General features: G+C 68.7%; 14 protein-coding genes. 6 read left to right on the top strand and 8 right to left on the bottom strand.

All coding sequences use genetic code 11. The features are described 5' to 3' along the window. Positions 1–341: 341 nt before the first annotated feature. Genes LK409_RS02275 through LK409_RS02290 form a run of 4 tightly spaced genes read left to right on the top strand, consistent with a single transcriptional unit; the run spans position 342 to position 4,367 of the window. Positions 342–1,973 carry an L-lactate permease gene (locus tag LK409_RS02275; RefSeq protein ID WP_010927724.1) on the top strand — a complete coding sequence of 544 codons (1,632 nt, stop codon included), beginning with the start codon at positions 342–344 and terminating at the stop codon, positions 1,971–1,973. An 11-nt stretch (positions 1,974–1,984) separates the two neighbouring features. After that, positions 1,985–2,182, top strand: coding sequence for a hypothetical protein (locus tag LK409_RS02280; protein ID WP_010927725.1), 198 nt, complete (start codon positions 1,985–1,987; stop codon positions 2,180–2,182). Between the two features lie 43 nt (positions 2,183–2,225). Then, on the top strand, positions 2,226–3,887 hold the full coding sequence (gene ggt / locus LK409_RS02285; RefSeq protein WP_003808651.1) for a gamma-glutamyltransferase: 1,662 nt from the start codon (positions 2,226–2,228) through the stop codon (positions 3,885–3,887). Between the two features lie 18 nt (positions 3,888–3,905). After that, entirely contained in the window at positions 3,906–4,367 is a 462-nt protein-coding gene (locus LK409_RS02290) for a universal stress protein (RefSeq protein ID WP_003808652.1), read from the top strand. 17 nt (positions 4,368–4,384) lie between these two features. On the opposite strand, the gene LK409_RS02295 is transcribed toward LK409_RS02290, so the two are convergent. From LK409_RS02295 to LK409_RS02310, 4 genes are all read right to left on the bottom strand, one after another. Next, positions 4,385–4,873, bottom strand: a complete 489-nt coding sequence (locus tag LK409_RS02295) for a GNAT family N-acetyltransferase (protein WP_225665679.1) — start codon at positions 4,871–4,873, stop codon at positions 4,385–4,387. Between the two features lie 95 nt (positions 4,874–4,968). Beyond that, complete coding sequence (locus tag LK409_RS02300) at positions 4,969–6,816, bottom strand: acyl-CoA dehydrogenase family protein (RefSeq protein WP_010927726.1); 1,848 nt, start codon at positions 6,814–6,816, stop codon at positions 4,969–4,971. Positions 6,817–6,849: 33 nt separating this feature from the next. Beyond that, positions 6,850–8,076, bottom strand: coding sequence for a CaiB/BaiF CoA transferase family protein (locus LK409_RS02305; RefSeq protein WP_010927727.1), 1,227 nt, complete (start codon positions 8,074–8,076; stop codon positions 6,850–6,852). A 48-nt stretch (positions 8,077–8,124) separates the two neighbouring features. Continuing rightward, complete coding sequence (locus tag LK409_RS02310) at positions 8,125–9,114, bottom strand: Bug family tripartite tricarboxylate transporter substrate binding protein (RefSeq protein ID WP_010927728.1); 990 nt, start codon at positions 9,112–9,114, stop codon at positions 8,125–8,127. 140 nt (positions 9,115–9,254) lie between these two features. Here LK409_RS02310 and LK409_RS02315 point away from each other — a divergent pair, with 140 nt between their 5' ends. Beyond that, entirely contained in the window at positions 9,255–10,148 is an 894-nt protein-coding gene (locus tag LK409_RS02315; RefSeq protein WP_010927729.1) for a LysR substrate-binding domain-containing protein, read from the top strand. Between the two features lie 171 nt (positions 10,149–10,319). Continuing rightward, complete coding sequence (locus LK409_RS02320) at positions 10,320–10,976, top strand: hypothetical protein (protein WP_226376504.1); 657 nt, start codon at positions 10,320–10,322, stop codon at positions 10,974–10,976. On the opposite strand, the gene LK409_RS02325 is transcribed toward LK409_RS02320, so the two are convergent. The 4 genes from LK409_RS02325 to LK409_RS02340 all read right to left on the bottom strand — a co-directional run bounded on the left by LK409_RS02325 (position 10,960) and on the right by LK409_RS02340 (position 15,320). After that, positions 10,960–11,943, bottom strand: coding sequence for a tripartite tricarboxylate transporter substrate-binding protein (locus LK409_RS02325; RefSeq protein ID WP_003808659.1), 984 nt, complete (start codon positions 11,941–11,943; stop codon positions 10,960–10,962). The two genes, LK409_RS02320 and LK409_RS02325, sit on opposite strands and share 17 nt — an antisense overlap. An 80-nt stretch (positions 11,944–12,023) precedes the next feature. After that, positions 12,024–12,764 carry a sulfite exporter TauE/SafE family protein gene (locus LK409_RS02330; protein ID WP_010927731.1) on the bottom strand — a complete coding sequence of 247 codons (741 nt, stop codon included), beginning with the start codon at positions 12,762–12,764 and terminating at the stop codon, positions 12,024–12,026. 15 nt (positions 12,765–12,779) lie between these two features. Then, positions 12,780–14,309, bottom strand: coding sequence for a M81 family metallopeptidase (locus LK409_RS02335; protein WP_010927732.1), 1,530 nt, complete (start codon positions 14,307–14,309; stop codon positions 12,780–12,782). Between the two features lie 12 nt (positions 14,310–14,321). Beyond that, entirely contained in the window at positions 14,322–15,320 is a 999-nt protein-coding gene (locus tag LK409_RS02340) for a Bug family tripartite tricarboxylate transporter substrate binding protein (RefSeq protein WP_010927733.1), read from the bottom strand. Positions 15,321–15,382 lie beyond the last annotated feature (62 nt).

Below are 15,382 nucleotides of genomic sequence, written 5' to 3' on the forward strand. Positions count from 1 at the left end.
TGCATGAATCGCCATGGGCCCATTGGATCGCCGACGGAGTTGACTTGCATCAAGGCAGGCTATGGCCAAGCCACGCTAGGATGTCTGCATCAATCTCAAGAGCGCTTGCGTGCTTTCGAGAGCCCCCGCCACGGTAATGGTTTGCCGCGCTGTACCCGCACCGGCGGGCACGACAGTCCGGGCAATGACCCGCCCATCGCTGTCGCGCCACGCCGCTCCAGTCCGGACCGAACGCGTCCGCGGCTGGCGGCATGTGTCCCGTAGACCAGCAAGGCAAGCCCCGATGGCGTGGGGCCGATCCGCCATTCATTTCTCGACCGCATGAAGGAGAGCTTCCGCCCATGGATTCCACCCCTGGTTTGATGCATTGGTTGCTTGCGGCGTTGCCGATCGTCGCGCTGATTGTCCTGATGGTGGCCATGCGCTGGACCGCGCAACAGGCCGGCACGACTGGGATCTTCATCGCATCGGCCGTCGCGGTCCTGGCGTTCGCGACGCCGCTGGATACGCTGGCGGTGGCTTCGGCCAAGGGCGTCTGGGACGCGCTGTTCATCCTGTATGTCATCTGGCCGGCCCTGTTGCTCTACCACGTGATGAGCCATTCGGGCGGATACGACGCCCTGCGGCGCGGCATCGAGCTGATGTCCCGCAACGAACTGTTCGTCATCGTGGCGCTGGGCTGGGTGTTCGCGTCCTTCCTGCAGGGCATAGACGGCTTCGGCACGCCCATCGCCGTGGTCGCGCCCCTGCTGGTCGCATTCGGCATGCGTCCGGTCTACGCCGTGGCGATACCGATCATTGCCCATATCTGGGCCAAGTTCTACGGCACGCTCGGCGTGGGTTGGCTGGCCACCTTGCAGGTCGTCGATATCGACGCGGCGACCACGGCGTCGACGGCCCTGCAGGCGGCGCTGCTCATCAGCATCCAGGCTGTCCTGGGCGGGTTCACCATCGTGTGGCTCTATGGGCGCTGGGCGGCGATCCGGTCCGGGTGGCCGCTGGTGCTGGTCATCGCCGCCATCCAGGGCCTGGGGCAGGTGGCGGCCGTTTATGTCGATCCGGTGCTGGCGGCGTTCCTGCCGGTCACGGCGGCCCTGGTGGCGCTGATTCCGCTGTCGCGCTGGTCGCGCTACCGCGAGCCGGACGCTTCCATCGTGGAGCGTCCCGCCATGCTCGACCATGCCTCCAGGAAGCGGGTCGACGCCGAGCCGCCGATGGGGCTGTGGACCGCGCTCGCGCCGTATGGGCTGCTGACCGTGCTGGCCCTGTGCGTGTCGATGATCGATCCGCTGCACAGCCGCCTGGATGCCGTGGCCTGGGGGCTGGCGTTTCCGGAGGTCGCGACCGGCCTGGGGATGACCACCGCCGCCGCCGCGCAGTATTCCGCCTTGCGTCCGTTCAGCCATCCGGGCGCCTACATCCTGCTGACCGCTCTCCTGACCTTCGTGGTTTTCCATCGGCGCGGCTATTTCCGCAAGTGGGCCGAGCAGCATGGCGAGCCGCCGGCGCGCATCGTGCCCGAGCTGCTGCAGGGCGCGGTGCCCGCCTCGATCCCCATCATTGCGTTTCTGGTGATGGCTTCGATCATGAAGCACTCGGGCCAGAACCTGACGCTGGCCATGGGCATCGCCGCGGTGGCGCCCGCCTACGTGTTCGCGTTCCTGTCCAACGCCATCGGCATCCTGGGCGCCTTCATGACATCGAGCAGCACGTCTTCGCAGGTCATTTTCTCCGATGTGCAGATGCGGCTGGCGCAAGCCAAGGGCCTGCCTGTTTCCACCATCCTGGCGGCCCAGAGCGCGGGCGGGGCGATCGGCAATGCCATCGCGCCGGCCAACGTGGTGATGGGCGCGAGCACGGCGGGGATCGCCGGGCAGGAAGGCGAGATCCTGCGCAAGACGCTGCCGTGGACCGTGCTGGCCTTCGTCCTGACCGGCGTTGCCACCGTGCTGCTTGCCTTGTTCATGCAATGACGGAGCCAACCATGATCAAACGTTTTCTGCAGAACCGTATGTCTTATCTGGGCCTGTCGTTCGTGCTGTTCATCGCGGCGCTGCCGCTGATCAGCATCGGCGCGGCCGGTCCGTCGCGGGGGCTGTTCTGGCTCGGGTTCGTATCGATGGGGGTGGCGGCCGCCATCCCTCCGGTGCAGCGGCTGCTGTATCCGCCGAAAGCGTCCTGAGCGGACGGCCGGGTCTTCGCTTGCTATTCAACGGAGTGTTCTCATGATTCATGCCAATGGGCCGCGCACAGGGCGTCCGCCCGCGCTGGGCCGCAGAGGAATGGTCAGTTCCCCCCATTACCTGGCCAGCGGTTCGGGCCTCGAGGTCCTGCGCCGCGGGGGCAGCGCGGTCGACGCCGCCATCGCCACCAACGCGACGCTTTGCGTGGTGTACCCGCATATGGCCGGATTGGGCGGCGACGCATTCTGGCTGATCGCCGCAGGCGCCGCGCAGGGCGTGCAGGCGCTGCAGGCGTGCGGGCCGGCGGGCGCGCTGGCCGATATGGATTTCTATCGCGGCAAGGGCCATGCCGAGGCGATTCCCGCCCGTGGCGCGCTCGCCGCGCTGACCGTGCCGGGCGCGGTGGACGGTTGGCGGCTGGCCCACGAGCGCTACGGCAAGCTGCCGTGGGAAAGCCTGTTCGCCGACGCGATCGAGTACGCGCGGCACGGCGCGCCCGTCAGCCGGTCCCTGGCGGACTGGCTGGCCGCGGACGCCGCCATCCTGGCCGCCGACCCGGGCATGGCGGGCATCTACCTGCCCGAAGGAAAGCCGCAGCGCGAGGGCAGCTATCTGGTCCAGGCCGATCTCGCCCGCACGCTGGAAACCCTGGCCCGGCTCGGGCCGCGCGAGGGGTTCTACGAAGGCGAGGTCGCGCGCGAGATCTGCCGCTATCTGGAAGCGGCCGGAGGGCCGCTGCGCGCCGCGGATTTCGAGCGCTATCGCGCCGAGTGGGTGCAACCCATTTCGGGGACCTATCGCGGCTACGAGGTGTTCCAGATGCCGCCTCCGACGCAGGGGTTCGCGGCGCTGCAGATCCTGAAGCTGCTCGAGCAATGCGACGTCGCGGCGTGGGGCGCCGAGAGCGCGGAGTACTACCACCACGTGGTGGAGGCCATCAAGATCGCGTTCGCCGACCGCGACGAATGGCTGTCTGACCCGGCCTACGTCGACATGCCGCTGGCCACGCTGCTCTCCAGCGAGTACTGCAGGCAGCGGCACGCCCTGATCCGCAGCGAGTCCGCGCTGGCGCTCGACCGGATCGAGGCGGGCATCAAGTTCGGCGGCGCCGCGTCGCGCAAGAGCCCGGACGGTGATACGGTGTACTTCTGCGTGGCCGACGCCGACGGCCTGGTCGTGTCGACCATCCAGTCGATCTACCATGACTTCGGCGCTGCCGTGGTGGGCGGCAATACGGGCGTGATCATGCAGAACCGGGGCTCGTTCTTTTCCCTGGACGCCGATCATCCCAATTGCCTGCAGCCCGGCAAGCACACCTTCCATACGCTCGTGCCGGCCATGCTGATGAAGGACGGGCAGCCCGTGCTTGCCTACGGGACGATGGGCGGCGAAGGCCAGCCGCAGACGCAGGCTGCCTTGCTCACCCGCATGGTGGATTTCGGTTATGACGTGCAGCAGGCGATCGAGGCGCCGCGCTGGCTGATGGGCCGCACCTGGGGCATGAGCTCGCGCGACCTCTGGCTGGAGGCCCGCATCGCCGATGAAACATTGCGGGAACTGCGCTTGCGGGGGCATCCGGTGAAAACCGTGCCGAACTGGGACGGGACCCTCGGCCACGCCCAGGCGATCCGGATCGATCCCGTGACGCGCGCATTCGAGGGCGGCGCGGATCCCCGCGGGGATGGCGCGGCGCTGGGCTTTTGACGACAGGAGTACACAAATATGTTCAAGAAGATTCTGATTCCTACCGATGGGTCGTCGCCGGCGACACAGGCCGCCCACGCGGGCATCGATTTTGCAAAATCCATCGGCGCCGAAGTCGTGGTCGTGAGCGTGGCCCAGCCGTTCGCGGCGGCCTTCGCCTACGACGGGCTGGGCTCCGGCTATGCGTTCAGCGAGGAAGACATCGACAAGTCCATGCTGGAGCAGGCCGAGGCGTACGTGCAGCCGATCGCCGAGCGCGCCCGGGAGGCCGGCCTGCGGGTGGATGGCCGCGCGGTTTCGCATATCAACGTGGCCCAGGGCATTGTGCAGGCCGCCACCGATTCGGGCTGCGACCTGATCTTCATCGGCAGCCATGGCCGCAGCGGCCTGTCGCGCCTGTTGCTGGGCAGCGTAACGGCGAAAGTGCTGCCCCTGGCCTCGATGGCGGTCCTGGTGCACCGCGCCAAGGAAGAACAGTAGCGGGTCCGTCCGCCAGGCTAGAGCGCCAGGGCCCAGAACTCCTGGTCGAATGTCTGGCCGTAGGCGTGTTGGCCCGGCGCCACCATGGTCGCGCGAAACCCCAGGCGGTGATAAAGCGCCCTGGCGTCGACCAGGCAGCTGTAGGTTTCGAGCTGCACCTCTCTGGACCCATGCGCGCGCGCATGGGCCAGGGCCGTTTCCATCATGGCGCGGCCGGCGCCCCTGCCCCGGTAGCGGGGCAGGACCAGCACGAAGTTGAGGAAGGCGATGCCGCCGGGCCGGTCCGAGACGGCGATCGAGGCCGCGCGCTCGTCTTCCACCCAGCCTACCCAGATGCGGTCAAGGGCGCCCGGGCGCCGCCGCAGGGCGGCCATCTTCGCGGCGATGCCGTCGCGAAACCGCCGGTCGAAGCCGAACTCGGCCGCGTAAACCTGCGCGTGCGCGGCAACGATCCATTCGAGGTCGTCCTGTCGGGCGGTTCGTATCGCCAATTCGCTGGCCGTCACGGGTGATCCTGATTCGCTGGGGTGAGCATGGCATTTTCCGCATGTGCAGCCAACGATACACAACCCCCAGTCCCGCGTCACGCCGCGCCGCGGCCTCAGGCTTGGGCGGGCGCCGCGGCGTCCGCCCGTGCCTGGCGGGCAGGCGCGACGCCGGCGTCGTGCGGCGCGAGCAGGTCGGCCGCCTGCCGCAGGCTCAGCTTTTCGCCCTGCAGCATGGCCAGGTCGCGAGCCAGCATGGCCGCCGAAGGCGCGGCCAGGGGGTCGCGCGGCAGCAGGCGCGTGCGCAGCATGGCGTCGGCCAGCAGCAGCCGGCGGCCGTCCACCCCTTCCTGCGTGGCTTCCCAGGCCATCAGCACCGCCGCGCTGGCATGGTAGAGGGCGGACGCCGCCCGGCGTACCTCGGACTCGTGGCGCGGGTCGCCGGCGACGCCTTCGGCAAGCTGGCAGGCCGCCGCGACCGCCTCGGCCAGCGGGCCGGCGATCACCGGCGCCTGGGCGCGCACGGCCCGCAGCTTCTCCAGCAGCAGGGCGCGCAGCGCGATGTGCGCCTGGTCCTTGCGCACCGCGCGCTCGATGGCGTCGAGCGCATTGATATTGCTGGTGCCTTCCCACAGCACGCCGATATGGGCATCGCGCACCAGGCGGGCATTGACGAAGTCCTCGATATAGCCGTTGCCGCCGCGCACTTCCATCGCGCCGGTCGCCACGGTGACGTTGTCGCGGCACGCCCGCAGTTTCAATAGCGGGGTAAGCAGGCGCAACGCCGCCTTGCATTGCGCGTCGCCGCCATACGCCTTGGCCATCGCGTCGGCGGTTGCCATGGTCATGGTAAGCGCGGCCTCGGTCGGCACGAGCAGCTTGAGCAGCTGGCGCTGCATGAGCGGGTAGTCGACGACCTGCCGGCCGAAGGCCTGGCGATGACGGGCGGCCTGCATCGATTCGTTCAGGCAGCGGCGCATCATGGCCGCGGCGCGTACCGCGTGCGACAGGCGGGACAGGTTGACCTGCTCCATCATCTGCTTGATGTCCTGGGTCGGGTCGCCGACGAGATAGGCGAAGGCGCCGTCGATGCGCAATTCTCCGCTGGCCATGCTGCGCGTGCCCAGCTTGTCCTTGAGGCGGACAATCCGGTAGCTGTTGCGGCTGCCGTCTTCACGGTAGCGCGGCATCGCGAACAAGGCCAGTCCTCGCGTGCCCGCCGGAGCGCCTTCCGGGCGCGCCAGGATCAGCGCGATGTCGGCGTCCACATGGGACGAGAACCATTTCTCGCCATGCAGATGCCACTGACCATCGATCTGCCGGGCGGTGGTCTCGACCTGTCCCACGTCCGAGCCGCCCGATTTCTCCGTCATGAACTGCGTGCCTTTCCAGAGATCCTGCAGATTGTCGGCCAGCATGCGAGGCAGCAGCCTGGCCTGGAGGGCCTCGCTGCCGAACTTGCGTATCAGGTGGATGGAGGTGTCGGTCACGCTGATCGGGCACATCTGGCCGAACTCGGACTGCACGAACAGGTACTGAAAGACGTATTTCGTGATGGGCGACAGGGTGCCGGCGTAGCCCATGGCCCCCGGCCGGTGCGTCATGGCATGGAACTGGAATTGCTCGAACGCAATATGTTCCATCTCCTGGTAGGCGGGGTGGTACTCGATCCAGTCCTCGTCTTCGCCCCAGCGCGAGCGCGCATGCAGGACCGGGCCGTGCTTGTCGGCCACCATCGCCAGTTCATTGAGCCGGCCGCCGGCCAGTTTTCCCATGCGCTCGAAATGCGGCCGGAAGTATTCCAGTTCGGCGCCTGGCACGTAAACGGACAGGAGCTGTTGCAGGCTCGGGTCGATGGCGAAGAAGTCCAGGCCGGCGCAATCCGGCGCCAGCTTTTCCGAACTCTGTGTCGAGCGGGCGGGCCGTTTCCGGGCGAAAGAACCATAGTCGGGTTGGTAGGCCATGAGCGGTCTCCGTGTTGTCGAAAGGGGCGAGGCTCAGATCACGCCGGCCTGGCGCAGGCCGGCCTGTTGCGCTTCATCCAGGCCCAGGCGCTCGCGCAGCACATCGGCCGTGTGCTGGCCCAGCATGGGCGGGCCGGCCAGGTGGTCGAGCGGGGTCTCGGAGAACCGCAAGGGGCTGGCGATGGTGCGAAAGACCGCGCCGTCTTCCAGCGCGATGTGGGTCTCGATGTTGCGCGCCTTGACCTGCGGGTCCGCCAGCGCCTGCTCGAAGTCGTTGATCGGGGCGCAGGGAACGCCCGCGGCGTCCAGCACGGCGAGCCATTGCGCGCTGGTCTTGCCTGCCATGACGACGGCCAGCTGCGAGAGCAGCTCGTCGCGGTTCTGCAGGCGCCCGGACACGGTTACGAAGCGCGCATCGGCGCACAGGTCGGGGCGTTGCGCGGCGCGGCAGTACGCCGCGAACAAGGCATCGTTGCCGACGGCCACCACGATCTGGCCGTCGCGGGTGTCGAATACCTGGTACGGCACGGCGTTCGAATGGGCGTTCCCGTAACGGCGGGGCATGCTGCCCGAGGCCATGTAATTGACCGCCTGGTTGCTGTTGAACGCCATGGCGCAGTCCAGCAGCGCCATGTCCAGGTGCTGGCCCCGGCCGTGGCTTTCGCGCTCGAGCAGCGCGGCGAGCACGGCCACGGTCGAATACATGCCGGTGGTGATGTCCGCGACGGCGATGCCCACCTTCTGCGGCCCGCCGCCGGGCAGATCATCGCGTTCGCCGGTGATGCTCATCAGTCCGCTCATGGCCTGGAACACGAAGTCGTACCCGGGCTTGTGGCGGTATGGGTCGGTGTGGCCGAAGCCCGTGACCGAGCAATACACCAGGCCGGGGTTGACGGCCTTCAGGTCCTCGTACCCCAGGCCATAGCGCGCCAGGGTGCCGGTCTTGTAGTTCTCCACCAGGACGTCGCAGTCGGCCGCCAGCTGCCGGACCAGGGCTTGCCCCTGCGCGGTGGTGAAGTCGATGGTGATCGATTTCTTGCCGCGGTTGGCCGAGCCGAAGTAGGCGGAGTCGCGGCGCTTGCTGGCCGCTCCGGCCGGGATCCAGGGAGGTCCCCAGCCGCGCGTTTCGTCGCCGACGCCGGGGCGCTCCACCTTGATGACCTCGGCGCCCAGGTCGGCCAGGTTCTGGGTGCACCAGGGGCCGGCCAGCACCCTGGTCAGGTCCAGTACGCGATATTTCTGCAGTGGTTTGTTTGGCATGGTGTTCGCTGTATCTCGCATTCCGCGCCGTCCGCTCCGGCCGGACGCTCACTCGGCCCTGATGCCGGCCTGTTCGATGACGGTCTTGTAGCGGGCGCTTTCGTCGCGCATGTACGCGGTGAAATCCTGCTGGTAATAGCCCACTGGCTCGGCGCCGCTGCCGATCAGCTTGGCCTGTACCTCCGGGTCCGCCATGACCTTCCTGATTTCGGCCGCCAGCCTCGCCACAATGCCGTCGGGCATGTTTGCCGGCGCGACGAAGCCCACCCAGGCCTGCATGTCCATGCCGGGGTAGCCCACCTCGGCCACGGTGGGTACGTCGGGCAGGGCCGGGGAGCGCTTGTCGCCCATCAGCGCGATGGGCTTGAGCTGGCCGCTCTTGATCAACGGCGCCGCCGTGAACGCGGGTTCGAACGTCATGGAAACCTCGCCGGACATCGTGGCGGTCTTGGCGGGCGCGCTGCCGCGGTACGGCACGTGCAGCACGGCGATGCCGGCGCGGCTGCGCAGCATCTCGCCGGCCAGGTGGGCGCTGGAGCCATTGCCGTACGAGGCGTAACTGAGGCTGCCCGGCCTGGCCGAGGCCAGCTCGACCAGTTCGCCGATATTGTTCGCGGGCACCTTGGGGTTGACCACGATCACGCTGGGCGCCTTGGCCACCAAGGCGATCGGGGTGAAGCTCTTCTGCGCGTCATAGCGCAGGTTCTTGTAGAGCCAAGGGTTGATGGTGAGCGTGGTGTTGGTGGCCACCAGCAGCGTGTAGCCGTCCGGCCTGGCGCCGGCCACGAAGTCCGCGCCGGTGATCGTGGAGGCGCCGGGCTTGTTCTCCACCACCACCGCCTGGCCCAGGCCCTCGCCCAGTTTCTGGCCGACGATGCGCGCCACCAAGTCGGTCATGCCGCCCGCGGCATACGGCACGATCAGGCGGACGGTCTGGCGCGGGTAGTCGGCGCTTGTCGGGCTGGCGGCGGCGGACGCGGCGCAGAGGGAAAGCGATGTTGCAAGAACTGCGGCCAGCTTGGTGGTATCGAGGCCCATGGCTTGTCTCCTGTTTGAATGTGCGGATCTGGTGTCCGGGCAGGCAGCAGCCATTCTTCTTGACTCAATCTATATCGTCCAATACATTTTTTCGAGAAATTAATCTAATTTGTATATCAATTGGCGAGGGCGGTTTCGCAATGGAATTGAGACAACTGCGCTACTTCGTGGCCGTGGCGGAAGCGCTGCACTTCGGGCGGGCCGCGCGGCGGCTTTCGATTTCCCAGCCGCCGCTCAGCTTCAACATCGCGAGGCTGGAAGAGTCGCTGGGATATGCGCTGTTGCGGCGCAGTACGCGCGCGGTGGAACTCACGGCCGCCGGCAAGGTTTTCTATCAGGAAGCATGCCGGATCCTCGCGCTGGCCGACCAGGCGCGGGCGCTGGGCCAGCGCGCGGCGCGCGGCGAGGTCGGCAGCCTGCGCGTCGGTTTCGTCGGCGCGTCGCTGCTGTCGCCGATGGCCAGGGTGCTGCGGCAATTCGAGCAGGACCGTCCGGGCCTGATGCTGTCGGTGCACGAGCTCAACAGTTTCGAGCAGATCCACGCGCTGCAGCGTGAGCAGATCGACTTCGGCATCATGCACCCGCGCAGCATCCCGGACGGCATCCTGGCCCGGCTGCTGCATCGCGAGCCTTTCGTCTGCGCGCTGCCGGACAGCCATCCCCTGGCCGCCCGGCAGCGCATCCGGCTGCAGGCGCTCAAGGATGAGTCGTTCGTGCTGTTTCCCCGGCACTTCTCGCCGGAGTACCACGACCAGATCATCGTCCTGTGCATGGACGCGGGTTTCACGCCCCACATCCGCTACGAGGTGCGGGCCAACGCCACGGTCGTCGCGCTGGTGGCGGCCGGATTCGGCGTCGCCATCGTGCCCCGTTCGGTCAGCCGCGTCGCTATCGACGGCATACGGTTCCGGCCGTTGGCCAAGGCGGGAGTCGAGTCGCAGCTGCTGGGCGTGTGGCGCGACGACGGGCACGACAGCCTGATCCAGCCGCTGCTCGCCGCCATGGCGTCGTTGCTGCCGGCCGCGCGTCGATGATGTCTTGCTCGCCGGCCATGTTCGCGGCCGCGACGGGCAACGGCATCATGCCGCGCGGGTCCGATCATTGCCAAACGGTAATGAGCGGGTAATACCGCCTGCGCGTCTTTTGACTACGATCTGCCCATCGGCGCGGCAATGGCGGCGCCATTCACGAAATGGTTTTGCATCATGCAAGATGTCGACGTCAGCCCCGACCTGGACCGCGGTCTGGGCATCTTCCGGCGCGTCAGTTTCTACGAACTGATGGAGATCATGACGTTCAGCCGGCTGCCTTTCGCGCCCGCGGCGCGGCGGCGCGGCGCGGGCGTGGTCGACCTGTCATGGCGTTTCCTCGACGGCGCCGGCTGCGTGCGCGCGGCGCCGCGCAAGCGCGGCGAGCCCTGGATATGCCTGGTTTCCACGGTCGACTCCCTGGCCGCTTCCCTGTTCACGCAAGCCGACATGGCGGTGCGGATGGAAGCGGCGGGCCGCGCCGCTTCGGCATCCGGGGACGCGGCTGCCGCGTTCCAGGCCGGGCCCGGCGCGCTGGCCGTGGTGCTGAGCGCGGCGGGCGAGGGCGGCGAGGCGCAACGGCGCGGCCATGGCGTGAACCTTCTGGTCGACCTGGGCACGCTGCTGTCGGGCGTGCTGGTGTCGCCGGCCGCGCCGGCGTCGTTCGTGGGGCTGGTGGGCGAGATCGTCCAGCGCAATACCGGGGCATGGGTGTCGCGCGGCCCGCTGCGCAAGGCCGATGCGGGCGCGCGGGAGCCGGCGCTCATGCCGGCCAGGCCGCCGGCGCGGGGGCGCCGGCCAGCCGTCGGGCGCACGCCTACTGCAGGGCCTTGAAGCCCGATGCCTTGACCACGGGCTGCCATGCCTGGCGCTGCGCCTGGATCATGGCGGCCAGCTCGGCGCCGGGCTTGCCGGTCGAGACCAGCCCCACCTGGGCGACGCGGGCCGAGAACGCCGGGTCCTTGACGATCTTGATCAGGGCGCGTTCCAGCTTGTCGGTCACCGCCTTGGGCGTGCCGGCGGACACGAACGCGGCGTACCAGCCGGAGGACTGCTCGAACCCCGGCGCGCCGCTTTCGCCCAGCGTGGGCACGTCGGGCAGCAGGGCGGAACGCTCGGTGCCGGTCACGCCCAGGTACTTGATCTTGCCCGCCCGGGCCAGTTCGCTGGTGGCCGCCACGGTGTCCATGCCGATGGGCAGCACGCCGCCGATTTCATCGGTGAGCATGGCCGGCGCGCCCTTGTAGGCGATGGGCATCAGGTTCAGGCCGCTGTGCTGGTTCAGTTTCAGCAGGCCGAAATGCAGCGCGCCGCCCAGCGAGACCATGCCCACGCCGACGCTGTCGGGGTTCTTCCGGACCCACGCCAGGTATTCGTGCATGGTGGAATAGGGGCTGTTGCTCGAGGTCGACGCCACCAGCGGCGTGTCGGCCAGATGCGCCACCGGGACCAGGTCCTTGTCCGCGTCGTACTGCAGCCTGTCGTAGGTCAGGGGAAACAGCACGAAGGGGGGCGCCGGGGAGATCAGGATGGTGTTGCCGTCCGGCGGCGAGCGCTTGACCGTCTGCAGGGCGATCTGGGTGCCGGCGCCAGGCTTGTTCTCGACGATCACCGATTGTCCCAGCTCGGCTTTCAGTTGTTCGGCGATGGCGCGCGACATGTTGTCCAGCGCGCCGCCGGCCGAGAATCCGATCACGATCCTGACCGGGGCATGGTCCTGCGCGCGTGCCGTCATGGCGCCGCCGGCAAGCACGATCGCCAGCGCCATCGGCGCGCATCTGGATAGGTTCAGTTTGAACATGGTCTCCTCGCTAATCGAGTTTTCTTGTGGGGGGCTATTGCGTCATCGCCTGCGTTGCGCGGCTAAGGGTTTGCTGGCGGCTAGCCCTGCTGCAGGGTATGGACGACCAGGGTCAGCCCGCTGACCACCAGCAGGCCGCAAATGAGTTTGCGCAAGGCCGCCGGCGATACATGGCGGGCCCAGCGATGGCCCAGCAGCACGCCGCCGGCCGCCACGCCGACCAGCGCCAGCCAGCGCGTCCACAGCTCGGGCTGCGACAGGCGGCCCGCCCAGCCCATCGCCAGCAGCACCGAGCAGGCGCTGACGGTGATGACCACGGGCGTGCTGGCGCGCAGCGCGTGCACGTCGGGCAGGCGCCGGCTCAGCCAGGCGACCACCAGCGGGCCGGCGGTGCCGAACAGCATTTCGACCACGCCGATGGCGCCGCCGGCGGCCAGGGCCCAGGGCGCGGCGGCTGGCGGGCGCGGCCGCGCCGGCCCCGGCCGCAGCGCCTGGGCGCCCACCGCCGCCACGTACAGCCCCAGCACCAGCAGGGGCCAGCTGGCATCCAGCGAGCGCGACAGCCACAGGCCGGCCAGCGCGCCGGCCACCATGCCCGGCAGCAGGCGCCGCAGTTCGGCGAAGTCGACCTGCCGCAGGTTCAGGCCGCCCAGCAGCAGGGAGGCCATCACGTCCAGCAGCAGGGTCAGCGCCACCACCTCGGGCAGCGGCCAGCGCCAGGCCAGCAGCGGCACGACGACCAGCGCCGAGCCGAAGCCGGTGATTCCCAGCACCACGTAGCCGAGCAGTACCGCGCAAGCGGGAAAGAGCAGATCGATCATGGCCGGGGCAGGGGGTCAGGCATCGCCGGCGATCCAGCTTTGCGCGTGTTCCAGCGTGGCGTCGGCGTCCAGCGGATAGATGGGGCGGCTCAGGTGCCTGAACGGGAAGATCCCGTAGTCCGAGCTGCACACGCCCGGGCCGCCGACCAGGACGATGTGCCGGGCGAACGGCTCGAAGCCGGCGCGAAAGTGCTGGCGCGACTTGAGCAGCACGTAGCGGGACTGCGCGGGGTCCACGCCGGCATGGGTGAAGACGCCCGTGTCGTAAGGCTCTTGCGGACGCTCGGAGATGAAGACGCGCACGGTGCCCACGCGCAGCACCGCGGTGCGGCCCAGGCTCAGGCGCACGCCCGTGAACATCGGGCCGGTCACGGTGTATTCGCCGTCGGTCAGGCGTTCGACCACGCCGGTCAGGCGCAGCGGCCGGCCGGCCAGGCCCAGCGCCGGCATGTCCGTCTTGCCGCCGACATCCAGCGTGACCTCGGCGTCCACGCCTTGCTCGAACAGGGCCGCCACCGCGGCCGGGTCGCAGAAGGGGCCCGCCACCACGTCCTGCAGTCCCTGGCGCAAGACCTCCTCCAGCACATCCATCACGTCGGTGGTGCCGCCGGCGCCGCAGTTGTCGCCGTGGTCGACCAGGATGACCGGCCCCTGCTCCAGCGTCCTGGCATGGGAGATGGAGTCCGCCACGGGTTCGGATGGAAAGACGAAGTCGGCCCGGCGCGACCAGGCCAGCCCGCACAATTCGTCGAGCAGGCGCTGCGCCGCCTCGAGGCGGGCGCGCTCGGCGACGATGACCACGGACAGGCCGGCGCAGGCGATGTTGGCCAGCGGAAAGCCGCCGAAGACCGAGGCGTTGCAGACCTCGCCATCGCGCTCGGCCTGCATGGCCCGCGCCATGATGTCCTTCATCGGTTGCAGGGCGGGCGTCTGGCGCAGCATGTGCGTGAGCATCGGCAGGCGCCGCCACAGCACGACGGGCTGGCTGCGGCCTTCCAGCAGCGCGCGGATGGTGCGGCCCACGCGCGCGCCGGTCTCGTACACGTCCACGTGCGGATAAGTGCAGTAGCCGGCGATGGCGGTGGCGTGGCGGATGAGCTCGCTGCTGAAGTTGGCGTGGAAGTCCAGCGCCACGCCGATCGGCAGGCCCGCCGGGGTGCAGGCGCGCAGGCGGCGCAGCAGTTCGCCTTCCGCATCGGGGTAGCCGTCGACCACCATGGCGCCGTGCAGGTCCAGCAGGATGGCGTCGCACCCTTGCCGGGCGCTGTCGAGCACGGCGTCGCACAGCGCCTCGAAGGCCGCGCGACTGACCAGGCCGCTGGGCACCGCGCTGGCGTAGACCGAGAAATCGACTTCGGCGCCCATCTCGCGCGCCATGTCCAGATACGCGGCCGCGGCGTTGTTGGTGCCTTCGCAGGCAAGGCGCGCGGCCTCGCCGTGGGCCGGGCCGTCACCGCTGGTGCCGCGCCGGAAATCGCTCAGCTCGGTGCCGACGGGAGAGAAGGTATTGGTTTCGTGGCGAATCAGCGCAATGACAAACTTCATGGACGGACTTCCTTATTGCTTTTCCAGGCCGGATTGTTCGACCAGCGCGCCGTAGCGTCGGGTTTCCTGCGCCAGGAAGGTCCTGGCCTGGGCAGGCGGCAGCATGACGGCATCGAGGCTCAGCATGTCCAGCATGCCGGCGAAATCCTTGTCCTTGACGCCGGTCTGCAGGGCGGCATACAGCCGCTCGAGCAGGGCGGGCGGGGTGCCGGCGCGCACCACCACCGACAGGTTGGATTGCACCGCCAGGGCCTTGGGGTCCTTGCCGTCCTGCGCAACCGCCTTGGGAAACTCCGCGAGCGGCGTGTCCTGCAGGATGGCCACCGGCAACACGCGCGCGCCGCGGGCATGGGCGATCGAGGAACCCACCACGTCCACATGGGTGTCGGTGTGGCCGCCGATCAGGTCGGCCACCGCCGGCGGCGAGCCGCGGTACGGAACGATCTCGAATTCCAGGCCGTTGCGCCGGCGCCAGTTGTCCAGGGCCAGGTAGGCGGCGCCGCCGATGGTATTGACGCTGATGGATATCTTGCCGGGATTGGCGCGTATCGCCTGCACCAGCGCGTCGAAGCTGTCGTACGGCCCCTGCGGATTGACGATCAGCCAGTGCGGATAGGTGTTGAGCACCGTCACCGGCGTGAAATCCCGGTCGCCGTCGTAGCGCGCGTCCTTGAGCAGCCAGTGATTGATGTTGAGCGTGTTGTCGCTGGCCATGAACAGGGTATGGCCATCGGCCGGGTCGCGCAGGACCGCCATGGCGCCGGGCACGGTGGCGCCGCCCGAGATGTTCTCCACGATCACGCTGGCCTGGGGAAAGGCCTTGGCCAGTTTGCCGGCCACCATGCGGCCCATGGCGTCGGCGGTGCCGCCGGCCGGATAGGGAACCACGACCTTCATCGTGCGGGCCGGCCAGTCGGCTTGCGCCAGGGCCGGGCCCAGGCCCAGCAGGGGGGCAAGGCAGGACGCGATTGCCAGGCCCACGACCCGGCGGCGGATACGACGCATTTCCATGTCTCCTGTGGCAGCGGAATTGCTGCTCGCTAGTTCTATGCGTAGGAGTCTAGAAACCCCGT

The sequence above is a fragment of the Bordetella parapertussis genome, from assembly GCF_020735925.1.
Classification (GTDB): domain Bacteria; phylum Pseudomonadota; class Gammaproteobacteria; order Burkholderiales; family Burkholderiaceae_B; genus Bordetella; species Bordetella pertussis.